The organism is Melioribacteraceae bacterium, assembly GCA_035362835.1.
GTDB lineage: Bacteria > Bacteroidota > Ignavibacteria > Ignavibacteriales > Melioribacteraceae > DSXH01.
This window is the reverse complement of sequence record DAOSDY010000002.1, coordinates 834,641-851,529: the sequence shown is the minus strand read 5'-3', so window position 1 is coordinate 851,529 and position 16,889 is coordinate 834,641. Positions and strand designations below refer to the sequence as shown.

19 protein-coding genes are annotated in these 16,889 nt (G+C 41.2%); 10 read left to right on the top strand and 9 right to left on the bottom strand.

What is annotated here, in order from left to right; all coding sequences use genetic code 11:
- Positions 1–21 precede the first annotated feature (21 nt).
- On the bottom strand, positions 22–1,032 hold the full coding sequence (gene sucD, locus PLZ15_10995) for a succinate--CoA ligase subunit alpha (protein HOI30270.1): 1,011 nt from the start codon (positions 1,030–1,032) through the stop codon (positions 22–24).
- A gap of 507 nt (positions 1,033–1,539) precedes the next feature.
- Here sucD and PLZ15_10990 point away from each other — a divergent pair.
- A complete protein-coding gene (locus PLZ15_10990) occupies positions 1,540–2,835 on the top strand; it encodes a two-component regulator propeller domain-containing protein (GenBank protein HOI30269.1) in 1,296 nt (431 codons plus the stop codon).
- Positions 2,836–2,905: 70 nt separating this feature from the next.
- Here PLZ15_10990 and gatA read toward each other — a convergent pair whose 3' ends face one another.
- The 6 genes from gatA to PLZ15_10960 are packed head-to-tail and all read right to left on the bottom strand — an operon-like array spanning position 2,906 to position 6,977.
- Positions 2,906–4,312 carry an Asp-tRNA(Asn)/Glu-tRNA(Gln) amidotransferase subunit GatA gene (gene gatA / locus PLZ15_10985; protein ID HOI30268.1) on the bottom strand — a complete coding sequence of 469 codons (1,407 nt, stop codon included), beginning with the start codon at positions 4,310–4,312 and terminating at the stop codon, positions 2,906–2,908.
- 45 nt (positions 4,313–4,357) lie between these two features.
- Positions 4,358–4,561 (bottom strand): twin-arginine translocase TatA/TatE family subunit, encoded by a 204-nt coding sequence (locus PLZ15_10980; GenBank protein HOI30267.1) that lies wholly within the window; start codon positions 4,559–4,561, stop codon positions 4,358–4,360.
- Positions 4,562–4,594: 33 nt separating this feature from the next.
- Positions 4,595–5,287 carry a phosphoribosylformylglycinamidine synthase subunit PurQ gene (purQ, locus tag PLZ15_10975; GenBank protein HOI30266.1) on the bottom strand — a complete coding sequence of 231 codons (693 nt, stop codon included), beginning with the start codon at positions 5,285–5,287 and terminating at the stop codon, positions 4,595–4,597.
- Positions 5,284–5,559 carry a phosphoribosylformylglycinamidine synthase subunit PurS gene (gene purS / locus PLZ15_10970; GenBank protein HOI30265.1) on the bottom strand — a complete coding sequence of 92 codons (276 nt, stop codon included), beginning with the start codon at positions 5,557–5,559 and terminating at the stop codon, positions 5,284–5,286. Before purS ends, purQ begins: the two co-directional genes overlap by 4 nt.
- Positions 5,560–5,590: 31 nt before the next feature.
- Positions 5,591–6,331 (bottom strand): CDP-diacylglycerol--serine O-phosphatidyltransferase, encoded by a 741-nt coding sequence (gene pssA, locus PLZ15_10965; protein ID HOI30264.1) that lies wholly within the window; start codon positions 6,329–6,331, stop codon positions 5,591–5,593.
- On the bottom strand, positions 6,324–6,977 hold the full coding sequence (locus tag PLZ15_10960) for a phosphatidylserine decarboxylase family protein (GenBank protein HOI30263.1): 654 nt from the start codon (positions 6,975–6,977) through the stop codon (positions 6,324–6,326). Before PLZ15_10960 ends, pssA begins: the two co-directional genes overlap by 8 nt.
- A 153-nt stretch (positions 6,978–7,130) precedes the next feature.
- Between PLZ15_10960 and PLZ15_10955 the strand changes: the two genes are divergently transcribed.
- The 9 genes from PLZ15_10955 (at position 7,131) to PLZ15_10915 (ending at position 14,550) form a co-directional block, all read left to right on the top strand.
- Positions 7,131–7,457, top strand: a complete 327-nt coding sequence (locus PLZ15_10955; GenBank protein ID HOI30262.1) for a YbaB/EbfC family nucleoid-associated protein — start codon at positions 7,131–7,133, stop codon at positions 7,455–7,457.
- 3 nt (positions 7,458–7,460) lie between these two features.
- On the top strand, positions 7,461–8,057 hold the full coding sequence (recR, locus tag PLZ15_10950) for a recombination mediator RecR (GenBank protein HOI30261.1): 597 nt from the start codon (positions 7,461–7,463) through the stop codon (positions 8,055–8,057).
- A gap of 23 nt (positions 8,058–8,080) precedes the next feature.
- The gene (locus PLZ15_10945; GenBank protein HOI30260.1) at positions 8,081–8,806 is read left to right on the top strand and encodes a class I SAM-dependent methyltransferase; all 726 of its coding nucleotides are present in this window, start codon (positions 8,081–8,083) and stop codon (positions 8,804–8,806) included.
- Entirely contained in the window at positions 8,803–9,378 is a 576-nt protein-coding gene (locus tag PLZ15_10940) for a hypothetical protein (protein HOI30259.1), read from the top strand. Before PLZ15_10945 ends, PLZ15_10940 begins: the two co-directional genes overlap by 4 nt.
- A 28-nt stretch (positions 9,379–9,406) precedes the next feature.
- Entirely contained in the window at positions 9,407–9,871 is a 465-nt protein-coding gene (locus tag PLZ15_10935) for a hypothetical protein (protein ID HOI30258.1), read from the top strand.
- A 75-nt stretch (positions 9,872–9,946) separates the two neighbouring features.
- A complete protein-coding gene (locus PLZ15_10930; protein HOI30257.1) occupies positions 9,947–10,819 on the top strand; it encodes a permease-like cell division protein FtsX in 873 nt (290 codons plus the stop codon).
- A gap of 14 nt (positions 10,820–10,833) precedes the next feature.
- The gene (locus PLZ15_10925) at positions 10,834–11,358 is read left to right on the top strand and encodes an SLBB domain-containing protein (protein ID HOI30256.1); all 525 of its coding nucleotides are present in this window, start codon (positions 10,834–10,836) and stop codon (positions 11,356–11,358) included.
- 8 nt (positions 11,359–11,366) lie between these two features.
- Entirely contained in the window at positions 11,367–13,604 is a 2,238-nt protein-coding gene (locus PLZ15_10920; protein ID HOI30255.1) for a polysaccharide biosynthesis tyrosine autokinase, read from the top strand.
- A 7-nt stretch (positions 13,605–13,611) separates the two neighbouring features.
- Positions 13,612–14,550, top strand: a complete 939-nt coding sequence (locus PLZ15_10915) for an SDR family oxidoreductase (protein HOI30254.1) — start codon at positions 13,612–13,614, stop codon at positions 14,548–14,550.
- A 302-nt stretch (positions 14,551–14,852) separates the two neighbouring features.
- Here the strand turns inward: PLZ15_10915 and groL are convergent, their stop codons facing one another.
- Positions 14,853–16,484 carry a chaperonin GroEL gene (gene groL, locus PLZ15_10910; GenBank protein ID HOI30253.1) on the bottom strand — a complete coding sequence of 544 codons (1,632 nt, stop codon included), beginning with the start codon at positions 16,482–16,484 and terminating at the stop codon, positions 14,853–14,855.
- A gap of 54 nt (positions 16,485–16,538) precedes the next feature.
- The gene (gene groES, locus PLZ15_10905; GenBank protein HOI30252.1) at positions 16,539–16,835 is read right to left on the bottom strand and encodes a co-chaperone GroES; all 297 of its coding nucleotides are present in this window, start codon (positions 16,833–16,835) and stop codon (positions 16,539–16,541) included.
- Positions 16,836–16,889: the final 54 nt, after the last annotated feature.

Sequence of the window (16,889 nt, the reverse complement as noted above, 5' to 3'; positions counted from 1 at the left end):
CTGATTTTCAACGTTTATGGATTACTTCCTTTTCTTTAGAATCTTCTTGACTGTTTTCTTTACTACGGCTTTTTTACTTTTTCCTTTTACCTTTAGTTTCTTTACCTTGTTTTTAAGGCTTTTTGCTTTCACACTTTTGACTTTTGCCTTCGGGCTTTTTCCTAAAGCTCTCTTCATTGTTACGCCGATTTCGGCGGGACTTTCAATAACAAGAATTCCTGCTTTTTTCATTGCCGCCATTTTTTCAGCCGCTGTTCCTTTTCCGCCTGAGATAATTGCTCCTGCATGACCCATGCGGCGACCTGCAGGTGCTGTTCGCCCTGCAATAAATCCGACGACCGGCTTTTTAACATTCTTCTTAATAAAAAGCGCGGCTTCCTCTTCAGCGCTTCCGCCGATCTCACCGATCATCACAATTCCTTCTGTTGAAGGGTCTTCATTAAAAAGTTTGATAATGTCGATAAACTGTGAACCGATTACCGGGTCTCCGCCGATCCCGACGCATGTTGATTGCCCGATCCCTAAATCGGTCAGCTGCTTAACGGCTTCGTAGGTTAGGGTTCCGCTGCGGCTTACGACGCCGATCTTTCCCTGTTTATGTATAAATCCCGGCATAATTCCTATTTTGGCCTTTCCCGGTGAAATAAGTCCCGGGCAGTTCGGGCCTATAAGCACTACGCCTTTACCTTTTATCGAATTGTAAACGTCGATCATATCCTTTGCTGGGATTCCTTCGGTAATACAGACTATCAGTTTTATTCCTGCGTTAGCCGACTCAAGTATTGCGTCTGCTGCAAAAGCCGGGGGAACGAATATTGCCGATGCATCTGCTTTTACTTCTTTTACTGCTTCGGCAACTGTGTTGAAGATCGGAAGGCTTGTATCTTCGAATTTTTGTCCGCCTTTACCCGGAGTAACTCCGGCAACAACATTTGTTCCGTATTCAATCATCTGACGGGTATGGAACGAACCTTCACCGCCGGTAATTCCCTGAACAATAACACGTGTCTTTTTGTCGAGAAGAATACTCATGTTTATTCCCTGAAATTATTTTCAAAAATTGTTTCGGTAAAATTAAGAAAGGATTCAATAATTTACCTTATTAATTTGCCTCTGTTTAGATGTTTCTTTCCGCTCGTTTTAATTAATCATGTATTGATTCTTCTCAACTTACCGGAATCATATTAACGATTCTGCTTGCCATAAAGTCGGGGAATTTATATAATGTTTTCAGATTCGAAGATGTTTGAATCTGATTAAAACTCCTTTTTTATTAATTAGTTCTCACATAAATATTAGTTCTTATTTTATCAACATTATAGAGTAATCGACGGATCCGGTTTTTACCTTCCACGGGTCTTAAAGATACTCGACTAAAAATAATCACTCCTGTCATGAATTAGTAAAAATAACTTCATGGGAAGGGAGTGGAAACAACAGGATCATTTTTTTTACTCGTCTTCATGAAATATTGAAGGATGAACAACACTTTCTATTGAAGAAAAATGAAACTGTATTATGTCACTATCTGGAGGAGAGATGAAAAAATCTATTCTGTTACTGTTTTTAATTATGGCTTGCTGGCTACAAGCCCAGAATCAATGGACAGTTTATAAGTACCCCAATCTGCCTGACAACCGTATCTACACGATGGCCGTGGATCACTCCGGAAATAAGTGGTTTGGGACATATGCCGGCCTGGTAAGATTGACGGGAAGTACATGGACTTCATATTACACAACGAATTCAGGTCTTCCGAATAACACTGTTTACTCGATGGCCATCGACGCAAACGGGCATAAGTGGATTGGCACTAACGGCGGCGGACTTGCTTACTTTACCGGACTGTCAACCGGGCAGTCGGGCTGGACAGTCTATAATACCGGCAACTCGAATCTGCCTCATAATAATGTCCGCTATTCAATTGTAATTGATAATCAGTCAAACAAATGGATCGGATCGTTGGGCGGTCTTTCAAAATTTGACGGACAGAACTGGACAAACTATAACTCATCAAACTCTCAGCTCCCGTATAACGAAATCCGGGATATGGTTTTAGATCAGAATAATGAACTCTGGATTGCAACACCCGACGGACTTGCGCGCTTTAACAGAAGCCAGGCATGGACAGTCTACAAACCATCAAACCCGATTTCAAGCACCGGACTGCCTCATAATAATATTATGTCGATTTCAATTGCACCTAATGGTGTTAAATGGATTGGTACTTCAGGCGGACTTGTAAGATATGATAATACTACGATGACCACTTTCAAAACCTCGAATTCAAATATCCCTACAAATTCCATAACAGCCGTTGCTGCCGAATCAAATTCGGTTATCTGGTTAGGAACTGATCAATATGGTATTGTTAAATACGATGGAACTTCGTTTACAACATTCAACACTACAAATTCTAATCTGCCTAACAATACAATCCATTTTATTACGGTTGATGCCGGCGGAAATAAGTGGATCGGGACTTATGCCGGCCTTGCAGTCTTTAATGAAAACGGAATCGTCTCTGTTGCTGATAACAATAATAGTATTCCATCAGAGTTTTCTTTGCTTCAGAATTATCCCAATCCGTTCAATCCAGAGACAACTATAAGATATTCTATTCCTTCGGGAGATAATGGATCACTCAATCAGAAAATTCTACTTAAGGTTTATGATCTGCTCGGAAGTGAAGTTGCTACTTTAGTAGACGAATATAAACCTGCGGGTACCTATAATGTAACTTTTAATGCTGCCGAACTTTCAAGCGGAGTATACTTCTATAAATTAAGTACCGGTAATTATTCTTCTATTAAAAAAATGATACTTATTAAATAGTTCGGATTGTGATTTCATTTTCAGGTAATAGGCTCAATTCCTTTCATTTAAGAAGGGGATTGAGCCTCTCTTAATACTTGCTTGAGAATTGCAGCAGACTTAACTCATCGAATCCCTTTGCCATCACCTGCATTCCGATCGGTAATCCTTCGCGGTTTTTGCCGATCGGAATATTTATACCCGGTATTCCGGCTAAGTTGGCTGAGGTTGTGTAGATATCCATAAGATACATCTTAAGCGGGTCGGTCGATTTCTCGCCGATCTTAAACGGTGGAGTTGGAGTCGTGGGTGTCAGAAGGAGGTTAACTTCATTAAATGCATTGTCAAAATCCTGTTTCAATAACCGCCTTACCTTCTGGGCCTTCCGGTAATAAGCGTCGTAGTAGCCGGCAGAAAGTACGTATGTTCCTAACATAATTCTCCGCTTTACCTCACCTCCGAATCCTTTCGAACGGCTGGAAGCATACATCTCTTTTAAGGTCGATGAGTTCTTATCACGGTATCCGTAATGGGCTCCGTCGTAGCGCGCAAGGTTTGACGAGGCCTCTGCCGTTGTCAAGATATAATAAGTCGGGATCGAATACTCAGTGTGGGGAAGTGAGACCTCTTGAACATCATGACCGGAGGATTTTAATTTTGCTATCTGATTCTGAATTGCCTCATTTATTTCCGGATCGAGCCCTTCGGCAAAATATTCTTTGGGCAGTCCGATCTTAAACTTTTTCTCCGAATAAATTTCACTTAAAAATTCAGGAACGGGAATATTAACCGATGTTGAATCATTGGGGTCATGCCCAGAGATTACTTCCAGAATTAGAGCCAGATCCTCAGGACTGTTCGCCAGCGGTCCTATCGTATCGAATGATGACCCGTATGCCGTTAGTCCGTACCTCGAGACTCTTCCGTAGGTTGGTTTAAGCCCGAAGATTCCGCAGAAGGCGGCGGGCTGACGGATGGAACCCCCGGTATCAGTTCCTAATGCAGCGTCGCATAATCCGGCTGCAACTGCGACGGCTGATCCGCCGCTGGAACCTCCAGGCACTCGCGATTTGTCGATCGGATTCAGGACCTTTCCGAAAGCCGAGTTTTCGTTAGAGGAACCCATTGCAAACTCATCGCAGTTGGTCTTCCCGATTATAATCGCGTCTTCACGTATTAGTCTTTCAACGGCAGTTGAGGTGTAAACGGATTCAAAGTTTTTAAGAATGTTAGATGAGCAGGTAAGTGGCTTGTCTTTAATTGCGAGAACGTCTTTAATGGCGATTACCATTCCGGCAAGCCGGCCGGCTTTATTGGACCTAATTCTCTCTTCAATCTTTTCTGCCTCGGAATAAGAATCCTCGAATAGAAAATTAAACGCGTTTAAGTCTTTATTCTCTCCGGCTTTCGAAAGGAAATACTCAATATTGCTTCTAAGACTTAAAGACCCGGATCGGATTAATTCTAATTTTTCGGAATGGTTTTTATAGCCGGTCAATAAACTTTGTTCCTGATTAATAATTTATGTCTTTCTAAAAAGAAATCAGTTCTCTAATTTCTTATCGCTTTTCTCTTCGGGTTTATCGGTTATCTTAATATCGTCTTCAACCTCGCGCATTGCTTTCTTGAACTCGCGCATCCCTTTTCCTACACCCTGGGCAAGTTCAGGAATTTTCTTTGCGCCGAATAAAATCAGAATGGCAAGCACTATAAGAATTATTTCAGTTGCTCCTAAATTACCGAACATAATGTCCCTCGCATTTATTTTTATTGAAATTTCTTATTTGAAATGGGAAGCGATCGATTTGAATATTAAAGCGCCGTCTGTCTTTCGGAGTATCGGATCGCATGCGTTTTCAGGATGTGGCATCATTCCCATTACGTTCTTTCTTTTGTTTGAGATCCCGGCAATATTATGAAGCGAACCGTTCGGATTATATTTGTGGCTTACATGTCCGTCGTGAGACGAGTAAGTAAAAATAATCTGGCCGTTTTCTTTCAACTCCTTTAAGGTCTCTTCATCGGTAAAGTAATTTCCTTCGCCGTGTTTTATCGGAATCTTTATTGTCTCTTGTTTAATCCCTTTGGTAAATATTGTCTCTTTGTTTTCTACTTTAAGATAAATATCCTTGCAGACAAATTTAAGGGATTCATTCTGAAGCATAACTCCCGGGAGTAACCCCGCTTCAAGCAGAATCTGAAACCCGTTGCAGATTCCGAATACAATCCCGCCTTTCTCCGCAAAAGACACTACGGAGTCGAGTATCGGAGAGAATCTCGCAATGGCACCCGTCCGCAAATAATCCCCGTAGGAAAACCCGCCCGGTAGAATTACTGCGTCGCAGTTTTTTAAGTCCTTCTCCTTATGCCAGAGGAATTCCGCATCATAGCCTAAGACTTTCTTAACCGAATAATAGGCATCGTAATCGCAATTGGAACCGGGGAATACTACAACTCCGAACTTCGGTTTCATTTCTTCTTATCCTTTTTTACCGGCTCGTATTCCTCGAGTGTATACTCAAAATCCTCCATGATCGGATTCGACAGAAGCTTTTCGGAATATTCTTTTACTTCCTTTTCTGCAAGCGACTTATCCGTTGTATCAACGAAGAACTCGATATACTTTCCGATTCTTGTCTGCTTTACGTTATGAAATCCGAGAAGTTTTGCGCCCTGCTCGACTGCTTTCCCCTGGGGATCTAAAATCTTGGGCCTTCTTTTTACAATTACTGTTGCTTTATACACTTCTGCTCCGGAATTTTTTTAATCTTTGTAACTAATTTCCGCTTCCGTTCTCAAATTTTTTGCCGGTTATCATATAATAGAAATGCCGCAGGATACCAAACAGTATCACCGACAAAAAGATAAAAAATAGAGTCTGACCGTTTGTAATTATTGTAAGTATTAATGCCGCGATAAGTATTACAAAAAGAAATATCTTCTCCTTAAACTTCCTGTCTTTCAGTTTAGGAAGTGCGCTGTAACGGATCTTGCTTACCATTAGTATCGATAAAAGAATTATCAGCGGGGTAACGATATAACTTATCGGGTCGATTATTCGGCCCTCCCTATAGAAGGAGAAGAAAAGAAGCGTCATCGTGATGGCAGCAAGCGGGATCGGAAGTCCCGTGAAATCCCCTTTGGTCTTGAGATCCTCTGTCATCACGTTAAACCTTGCAAGACGGAGCGCGCCGAAAATTAATATGCATGCGCTTAAGAGAATTCCCCATGGCCCGAACTGAAACGCGTATGCTTTGTAGATCAGAAACGATGGGGCCGCGCCGAAACTTACAACGTCGGATAGTGAATCGAGCTCTACGCCGAACCGGCTCGTTGTATCGAGCAGGCGGGCTACTATTCCGTCAAGTGTGTCGAATATCGCTGCCGTGATTATAAAGATTGCCGCGTACTTAAAATTATTCTGCGAAGTATAGATTATTGACATAAAGCCGCAGAAGATATTCATTGAAGTAACCGAGTTGGCAATGAATGCCTTGGAAATGAGGGGTTTATTCATCCGCATACTCAAATAAAATTGTCTCTCCGGCTGTTACTATATCTCCGAGCTTTACATTCAGTTTCCATCCTTTCGGGACTATTACATCCGACCGGCTTCCGAATTTGATCATACCGAAACGGTCTCCCATCGTAACCTGATCGCCCAGTTTAAGGTCGAATACAATTCTTCGGGCAATGAATCCGGCTACCTGCGTAAAGAGCATCTTCCCGTAACGCCCGGTTATTCCGATCTCGCTCCGCTCGTTTCTTAAATCGGCCTTCTCGTGGAATGCAACAAGATAATCACCCTTGATGTAATTTAAGAAATCGACTCTCCCGTCTACTGGAATCCGGTTTACATGAACGTTAAGCGGTGACATAAAAATCGAAACCTGAGTTGCTTCACTCTCCAAAAACCTCTTCTCAAAAACATCCTTAACAATTACAATCTTTCCATCTGCAGGGGAGATTATTACATCCTTCTCCTTTGGGGGTGTCCGCTCAGGGTCGCGGAAGAAATTGAGATTGAACAATAAAAAAGCTATTCCCAATAATAGAAGCGGGTATTTAATCCATCCGTTGCTGATGAAGAGCGAAATAATGATCAGAATGACGGAAAACCCGGCTGAAATTAAAAACGTATTTAAACCGTACTTTGTTATCATCAATTCGTTGTTAGTTTAATAGAGAATACCGGCACAAATGTAATATTTTCCCGCTTTAATTTCTTGTCATTATTTTTTTTGCTAATTTTTGCACCCGGTTATTCCGGCAAACTTAAAGAAAGCCGGATCTATTTCTACTTTAACGGAGGATAAATGAATTTAAATATGCAGGGTATGTTAAAACAGATTCAGAAGATGCAGGCCGATATGGCTAAAGTTCAGTCTGAATTGGAAAATAAAACCGTCACAGAGGAAAGCGGCGGCGGTATGGTTAAAGTTACGGCAAACGGAAAAAAAGAACTTGTTTCGATCAATATAGATGATGAAGTATTAAAAGGCGGCGACAAAGAAATGATCGAGGACCTGGTAGTTGCCGCGGTGAATAAAGCTCTCGCATCGGCAGGGAAACTGGCCGAAGAGGAGATGGCAAGTGTTACCAAAGGAATGCTCCCTCCGGGTTTCAATATTCCGGGATTATAAGCCGTGCTGATCGCAGAACCGCTTCAGAAGGCTATTGATGAGCTGAGCAAACTTCCCTCAATCGGACGGAAAACCGCCCAGCGCTTAGCGCTCCATTTGCTTAAGAGCTCTCAGGCAAATGTAGATTCACTTATCTCGTCTCTTCAGGATTTAAAGTCCAAGATCCGGTTTTGCCAGGTCTGTTTTAATCTTTCGGTTGATGAAAAATGCGATATCTGCAGCAGCCATAAACGGGACCGCTCAGTTCTATGCGTTGTTGAAGAGGCAAGCGACGTAATAGCAATTGAGAAGACAAACGAATTTAACGGACTCTATCACGTCTTAAGCGGCGTCTTAAACCCGCTTGCTAACGTGTCGGTTGATGCGCTCCACATAAGAGAGCTTGTTCAGAGAATTGAGGAGAAGGAGATTAAGGAAGTAATACTTGCTCTTAATCCCGATGCTGAAGGTGATGCTACATCTCTCTACTTAACTAAACTCCTTAAAAGTTATCCCCTTAAAATCTCGCGCATTGCCCGGGGACTTCCGATTGGAGGGGATCTTGAATTTGCGGACGCTGCTACTATAGGACGGGCTTTCATCGGCAGGATTTCTCTTTAAGGAAAAGGACCCTGGCAAAAAAAATGCAGAGTGACTGGTTCAAAGATTGGTTCTCGTCGGAGGAATATAATCAGGTCTATTTTCATCGGGACGATAACGACGCAAAAAAACTGATCGACCTTATACTCTCCAAAGTCAGTATATCAAAAGATCACACCATTCTGGATGCTGCATGCGGATCCGGGCGTCATATGAATTATCTCTCCTCTCTGGGTTATTATGTAGTCGGTTTCGATTTAAGCAAACCTTTCCTACTTGAAGCAAAAAAAAATAATCCTTCAGGTAATTTCTTAAGAAGTGATTTAAGGGAGGTCACCTTTAAAGAACAATTTGATCTGGTCCTTAATCTTTTTACCAGCTTCGGTTACTTTTCTTCTGATGAAGAGAATTTCAGGTTTCCAAAAAATGCTTTCGGTTTCTTAAGAAAGGGCGGCTATTACGTGCTCGATTATCTTAATCAGGATTATCTGACCGGCAAAATCATACCGTATTCTGTTAAGGAATTCGATGGACTAAAAATAGAAGAGAGCCGTTCAATTGAAGAGGGCAGAGTAGTTAAAAGAATTTCTATTACAAAGGAAGGTCGCATAAAAGAGTTTGTTGAATCGGTCAAGCTCTACCCGAAAGATTTTATACTTGAACAATTTCAGGGTTTTGGTTATAGTGTGAACGGTCTATTCGGAGGCTACGATGGTTCTGCCTTCGATGCTGAAACATCCACACGGCTGATTATGATTTTTAAGAAATGAAAAATATATTCTCAATATTGTTATTTAGTCTCTTGGTTATTTCCTGCGACTTACTTACAACCCGGGATCCCGAGGAGCCCGATAAACCGGGTTCGAATAATATTCCGGCCACATCGCCTCAAATCCTCTTTCAAAACCTTAAAAATTCCATTAATGAAAAGATTGCTGAGAATTACCTTGCCTGCTTTGTCGATTCGTCTTTCTTAAGAAAACGTTTCTCATTTGTCCCTGCTTCAGGGTCTGTTACTCAGTACCCGGTACTTAATTCCTGGAACTTTACCTCCGAACGGCAGTATTTTACAAATTTAAGGGCTAACTTAAGTCAGGGCGGGAGCATAACGGCTTCTTTCAGCGATGCTGTAAATACCCCGCAGGGGGATAGCGTTATCTATACGCTCAATTATTCCTTACAAATTTCCTCCGGTAATCCTAACTTAGCGGGTAATTATTCGGGTTCGGCTCTGTTTAAGATTTTCCTGGATTCGCGCAATCAATGGGTTATTGTCGATTGGCAGGATATAAAAAAAGAGAACCTTCTTTCTTGGAGTGACCTTAAAGGGAGGACCTATTAAAAAAGTTATTTTAATCGTCTTAATTCCTTTGCTCATATACAGTTGCGTTAATCCTTTCGCGCCGGAGATTGATGAAAATCTTGGGGCTCAGGGTGGTCTGATCAGCGACCGCAAGACGGTTAACGGGGTCTTCCAGAATTTTCAGTATGCCTATACATTTAAGGATACCCTGATCTACAGCCAGCTCCTTGATCCCGAATTTATCTTCTCTTTCAGGGATTATAACCTTGGCGTTGATAATAACTGGGGACGCGACGAAGAAATGAAGGTTACCTACGGACTCTTCCAGAATACTCAGCGGCTCGACCTGATCTGGAATAATATTATTTCGATGACCGGGGACTCGACAAGAATCATCAGAAGTTTTAATTTAACCATTACGTTTAATCCCACCGACATTATTTATGTTGACGGGAGGGTTAATTTGGAATTGAAGAAAGATAAAGAAGATAAGTGGCGGATATTACGCTGGAATGATGAATCAAATTTCTGACAAAATAAACCAAGAACGAAGCCTGCCCCGCGCTTTTTGAGGGGAACTAAGAACTAAGAACGAAGTACCAATGACATGATAATTTTCTACTTAAAAGAAACTCTTAAAATTTTCAGGCGCTCCTCAATCGCTACGATTATCACGATTACAATTACTACCATTGCGATCCTCCTTTCGAGCCTTTCTGTTTTTCTGATCTTCCTGTCCCGGGATTTTTCCGACCGGGTTAAACAGAATATTGAGGTTAATCTCTACCTTAATGACCCGATCTCTTCAAATGATATTGAGCAGGTAAAAGAGGAGTTAAAGGCCAAAGGATTTATCTACTCTTCAAAGTTTATCTCGAAAGATGAAGCAGCCAGGGAATTTATCCGTGAGACGGGGGAGGATTTCAGGGCTGTGCTTCAGGAAAACCCGCTTCCGAATTCCTTTACAATTAAATTTAAGCCCGATATGGTTACCGAGAAGAACTTTGACGGTCTTGTCGATGAGCTTAAGAGGCTCCCGGGTGTCTCGGACGTTGTTTACGATTTTAACCTGGTCGTTAGGATTCTCAAAGTTTTCCGCTCCATCGAGTACGTTGTTTATTTGGCCTCAATACTTTTAATCTTCCTTTCGGTCTATCTTGTCTATAGCAATAACCGGCTTCAGTACGAAAGCAATAAAAATCTCTACAGGACAATGAAATTAGTCGGGGCTAAACTCCCGGCAATTAAAATTCCGATAATTCTCTATTCAGTTTTAATAGGGTTATTCTCGTCTTTTATCTGTTTCTTAATTAATTATATAATTTTGAATATGTTGACTGCTATAAATATTAGTCTTAAATTTTCACTTGCGTTTGGGGCTATTCACATTATCACATTTGTTATGGGGCTTTTATTAGGATTGCTCGGCAGCTATTTCGCCTCAAACAGAATTAGTCTAAAAATTTCCGACACAAATTAATCCCGGGTAAAATCATGAAGAAATATTTCTTCCTGCTTTGTTCAATACTTTTTATATATAGCAGCAATTTATTCGGTCAGATAACTGACTATGAATTGGGCTCGAAATTAAGCCGTACTCAATATCAGCAGACTGGCTATTACGACCTCTCTGATCCCGAAGCAGTAAATATCAAAGTTGCTGTCTGGGGCTTTGTCCGTTATCCGGGTAAGTACCTCGTCCCATCTTACACAACCATTTTAGATCTTCTCTCTTTTGCCGGTGGCCCGACTAATGATTCGCATCTTGATGAAATAAAGCTTTATCGAAACAAGGAAGATGGTTCTCAGGAAATGCTTGTCTATGATTATAATGATATACTTTGGGAAACCAAGCTTGATTCCAGGAATAGAAACAACCCTTTCATCGAAGCAGGTGATATTCTTGTTGTGCCGGGTTCTCCAAGGTATTATGCTCGCGACCTTGTCTCGATGTGGGCTACTATTTTAAGTGCCCTTGTATCAATCGCAATTCTGGTTTTAAATTTAGTTAAGAATTAAGGGAAGATATGGATAATAATAGTTTTAATAATAATGGTCAGGATGTAAATACATTTCGGGATTATTGGAATCTTATACGTCTTAACCTCTTGCCCATTATTTTAATTAGTATTACAGGTCTGCTCGTAGCAGTAATCTATGCAGTCAATGCTCCTAATATATATAAATCAACAACAGTCCTTAAAATTGCTAAACCGTCGGGAAGCATCTTAGAAGGGTCTCTCATGCCTGAGTTTCAGGATTTTGGGAGCGACCGGTTTATTGCAAATGAAATTGAAATCCTGAAAAGCTATAAACTTCGTGAAATAGTTGCCAATGCGCTTATTGACACTTTCAAGATTAGCGGTGATAAAAAATCATTTTCATTAATTATTGAAAAACCTGATGATAAAAATGGTCCGTTAAATGTACTTAAGACAAATAGTATCGTCGGAGTCTTAGGGGGAAGTGTATCAATTGATCAGAAGAGGGGATTGGATATTGTCGAAATATCAGTCGAATCCGAATCACCCAAGGAAGCAGGATTAATTGCAAATCTTTATGCCTCGGCTTATAAAGAACTTAATCTTGCCCATAACCGTACTCAGCTTACTGCTATTAAGAATTTTCTTGCCCAGCAGCGTGAAGAAAAATTGAAAGAACTTGCAACAGTTGAAGAAACGCTTTTAGCTTATCAGGAACAGAAAGGAATCGTTCAGCTTCCTGAACAGGCCCGGACACTTATTGCACAGGTTTCTGATTTTGAAGCAAAGATGAATGCTACAAAGATAGATCTTACTATTACTGAAAGAACTCTTAAGGAATATAAAGCTGAACTTGATAAGCAGGACCCTGACATAAAAGATTATATCGAAAGTTTCGCAACAGAACCCTATATTAAAAATCTTCAGGCTCAAATAGCCGATCTTATGACGCAGAAAGATCGTGCTATGTCGACTAATACCAATACTCAAAGAAAAAATGAGTTGTTGAAAGACTACGATAATAAGATTGAAGAATTAAAAAGTAAGTTAAACAATCAGCTTTCTGTTTATAGAGCAGGTATTCTTTCATCTAGTCCTGCTGAGATTAAAGATCTAACCCGGAAAGTTTTAGAAGAAGAAGTTAAGTATCAGGCATTGTCAGCTTCTTACAGAAAATTAAATGAAATTGTTGATGATTACGACAGGCGCTTAAACAAACTCCCTACTAGTACTATTGACCTTGCGCGTCTTCAGAGGGAACAGTCATCCTATGAAAAACTCTTTACTCAGGTCGAAGAAAGATACCAGCAGGCAATTATTAACGAACAGTCGGTACCCGGAAATGTGTTAATGGTTGATGAAGGCCTTGTACCGAATTCTCCTTCCAAACCGAATCGGCTCATGATTGTTCTCGTTGGACTTGTTATGGGTATCGGCATGGGTGTCGGATTTGCATTCGTGCGTAACCATTTCGATAATACAATAAAAACTCCCGAAGATATTCAGAAAAAGAATATTAATATTCTTGCCTGGATCCCTAAGATCGAAGGAATCGATCCGGCAAATAAAGAGTTTGAATTTATTGTATCCAAAAAACCGGACGCGAGCGCAAGCGAAGCTTACAGAGCTCTCCGCACAAGGATCAAATTTTCAAAAATCGATAAAGATTCTCTTAAGGTTATACTTATTACATCACCAACTAGTCAGGAAGGTAAAACAACCACTTCGGTTAACTTAGCCGGAAGTTTTGCCCAGGCAAATTTTAAAACTCTTATTCTTGATGCCGATTTAAGAAAACCAAGGATCCATTCTGTGTTCGGACATAAGCGGTTTCCGGGATTTACTGATTATTTCTTCGGACAAACTTCATTTGAAGATATCCTCCGTACAACCGAAGTAAATAATCTCTACTATGTTAGCGCCGGTACAATTCCGCCTAACCCTTCTGAGATTTTAGGGTCCAGCCAGATGGAGGGCTTCCTTCAGAAATTAAAGAACAATTTCGATTATGTCGTAATTGACTCGCCTCCGTTAATTGCTGTTACCGATTCTGAAATTTTAGCCCAGGTTGTCGATGGTACTATTCTGGTGGTCTCTTCGAATTATACAGAAATAGACTTGCTTGAAAAATCAGTTGAAGTATTGAACCGTGATAATTCATCATTCCTTGGAGTATTGCTCAATAATTTCAGCTATAGAAGCGGATACAGTTCATATTATAAATATTATTATTACTACTCCAGTCCGACTAACGGTTCTAAGAAAAGCCGGATGAAGGTCTGATTCAGCTATGGAAAAAAAAGTTGCTGTTGTTACCGGAGGGGCGGGATTTTTAGGGTCTCACCTTTGCGACCGACTCATTGCTGAAAATATTAAAGTCATCTGCCTCGATAACCTCCTTACCGGCCGGCTCGAAAATATCGAACACCTTTTTGGCAACGGAGATTTTCAGTTTATTAAGCTCGACGTAACCAATTTTATCCATGTCCCGTCACGTGTCGATTTCGTACTTCATTTTGCCTCACCGGCTAGCCCGATCGATTACCTTAAACTTCCGATTCAAACTCTTAAAGTGGGCTCCCTTGGAACTCACAAAGCATTGGGACTGGCAAAAGAAAAGAACGCAACGTTTCTGCTTGCCTCAACCTCTGAAGTTTACGGTGATCCATTAGTCCACCCTCAGACTGAGGATTATTGGGGTAATGTAAATCCGGTCGGTCCGCGCGGTGTTTATGATGAAGCTAAAAGATTTGCAGAGGCAATTACGATGGCATATCACCGCTATCACAAACTCGATACACGTATTGTTCGAATATTTAACACATACGGCCCTCGAATGAGAATAGACGACGGGCGCGCCCTTCCAACGTTTTTCTCACAAGCGTTAAGGGGAGAGGATATTACAGTTTATGGCGATGGAAACCAGACGCGCAGTTTCTGTTATGTAAGCGATCTAATTGATGGAATTTACCGGCTCCTTATCTCGGATGAAAATCTTCCGGTCAATATCGGAAATCCCGAGGAGATTACAATTCTTGATTTTGCCGGAGAAGTTGTACGTCTGACGGGTTCAAAGAGTAAAATAATTCACAATGATCTTCCCGAAGATGACCCAAAAGTCCGTCAGCCCGATATATCCCGCGCAAAATCTCTCCTTCAATGGTCTCCAAAAGTCAAAAGGGAAGAGGGTCTTAAACTTACACTCGATTACTTCCGCAAAATGATCTGATAAGACAAAATTAATTTTAAAAAGAAAAAGTCCCGCTCATCACGGGACTTTTTTATTTTCTCTATTTAACCAAGAACTATTATTCACCAAGCAGTCAAACAAACAATCAATCAAGCATCCAAGCAATCCCTTTCCGTCCTCTGTCCTCAGTTAACCCAAAACAGATCACCGATTACAGATCACTCATTACCTTCCTTTGTCACCTTGTCACTTTGTCACCTTGTAACCTTGTCACCTTGTCACTCTACATTAACCAAGAACCAAGAACTAAGAACCACGAACCAAGAACCAAGAACTAATTATTAATACATTCCGTCCATTCCGCCGTGCGGCATCGGTGGCATTGGTTTTTCTTCTTCTTTCTTCTCGTAAACTACTGCTTCGGTTGTGATTAAGAGGGAAGCAACTGAAGCTGCGTTTTCAAGAGCTGTTCTTGTAACCTTTGTAGGATCGATAACGCCTGCTTTAACAAGGTTCTCATATTTTTCTGTAGCTGCGTTGAAACCGAAATCGTTCTTTCCTTCCAGAACTTTGTTCAGCACAACTGCGCCTTCAAGGCCTGCGTTTGCAGCAATCTGCTTCAACGGCTCTTCGAGTGCTTTCTGGATGATCTTGATGCCGGTATTCTGGTCAACGTTTTCGCCTTCGAGCTTATCTAATGATGCGATTGCTCTTACGAATGCGACACCGCCGCCGGGAATGATACCTTCTTCAACTGCTGCGCGTGTAGCGTGGAGCGCGTCTTCAACTCTTGCTTTCTTCTCTTTCATTTCAACTTCTGTAACTGCACCGATCTTAAGAACAGCTACGCCGCCTGACAATTTCGCGAGGCGTTCCTGGAGTTTTTCTTTGTCGTAATCGGATGTTGTCTTTTCAATCTGGGCTTTGATTTCATTGATTCTCTTCTTGATGTCGTCGGATTTTCCGCCGCCTTCTACGATTGTTGTGTTGTCTTTATCAACAACCATTTTCTTTGCGCGGCCTAAATATTCTAACGTTGCGTTCTCTAATTTAAATCCTCTCTCTTCGGAAATAACTGTTCCGTTTGTTAGGATTGCAATATCTTCAAGCATTGCTTTTCTTCTGTCGCCGAATCCGGGAGCTTTAACTGCGCATACTTTGAGTGTTCCTCTTAATTTATTTACGACTAATGTTGCTAAAGCTTCGCCTTCAAGGTCTTCAGCAATGATTACGAGCTGACGGCCTGCCTGTGCTATTTTTTCAAGAACAGGGAGTAAGTCCTTCATTGCGGAGATTTTTTTGTCGTGAATTAAAATGTAAGGGTCTTCTAAAACTGCTTCCATGGTCTCGGAGTTGGTTACAAAGTAGGGTGAAATGTATCCGCGGTCGAACTGCATACCTTCAACTACTTCGAGGTTTGTTTCGGCTGATTTGCTCTCTTCGACTGTTATTACACCGTCTTTGCCAACTTTCTCCATTGCGTCAGCGATAAGGTTTCCGACTGTCTTATCGTTGTTAGCGGAGATTGATCCTACCTGGGCGATCTCTTCGCGTCCGCCTACTTCTTTGCTGATCGATTTTAAGTATTCAACAATCTTAGAAACTGAAAGATCAATACCTCTCTTCAAGTCCATCGGATTGGCGCCGGCTGTTACGTTCTTCAGTCCTTCGCGGTAGATTGCCTGGGCTAATACGGTGGCTGTGGTTGTTCCGTCGCCTGCAACATCACTTGTCTTTGAGGCAACTTCGCGGACCATCTGGGCACCCATATTCTCAATCGGGTTTTCAAGTTCAATCTCTTTTGCTACTGTAACACCGTCTTTTGTTACGGTCGGAGCACCGAATTTTTTGTCGATAATTACGTTACGTCCTTTCGGGCCTAATGTAACTTTAACCGCATTGGCTAATTTATCAACGCCGTTCTTTAACGATGCGCGTGCATCGCTGCTGTATTCTACTATTTTTGATCCCATATTATATCTCCTTTATTTTCTAAAAAACTTTTATCAATCAAAGCTGATATTGAATTACTTTACAATTCCGTAAATATCGCTTTCGCGCATAATTAAATATTCTTCGCCGTCAATCTTTACTTCAGTACCGGAGTACTTTCCGTATAGTACAGTGTCGCCGGCTTTAACGGTCAGTTTTTCAACACTTCCGTCCTCTTTTACTCTTCCTTCGCCTACTGCTACAACAGTTCCTTCAATCGGTTTTTCTTTTGCTGTATCCGGAAGGATGATGCCGCCTTTTGTTGTTTCTTCAGCTTCTTTCGGTTTTACAATTACGCGGTCATGAAGCGGTTGGATTTTAAATTGAGCCATTTCTACCTCCTATTATTATGGAAATTAATTAGCACTCTAAAATAACGAGTGCTA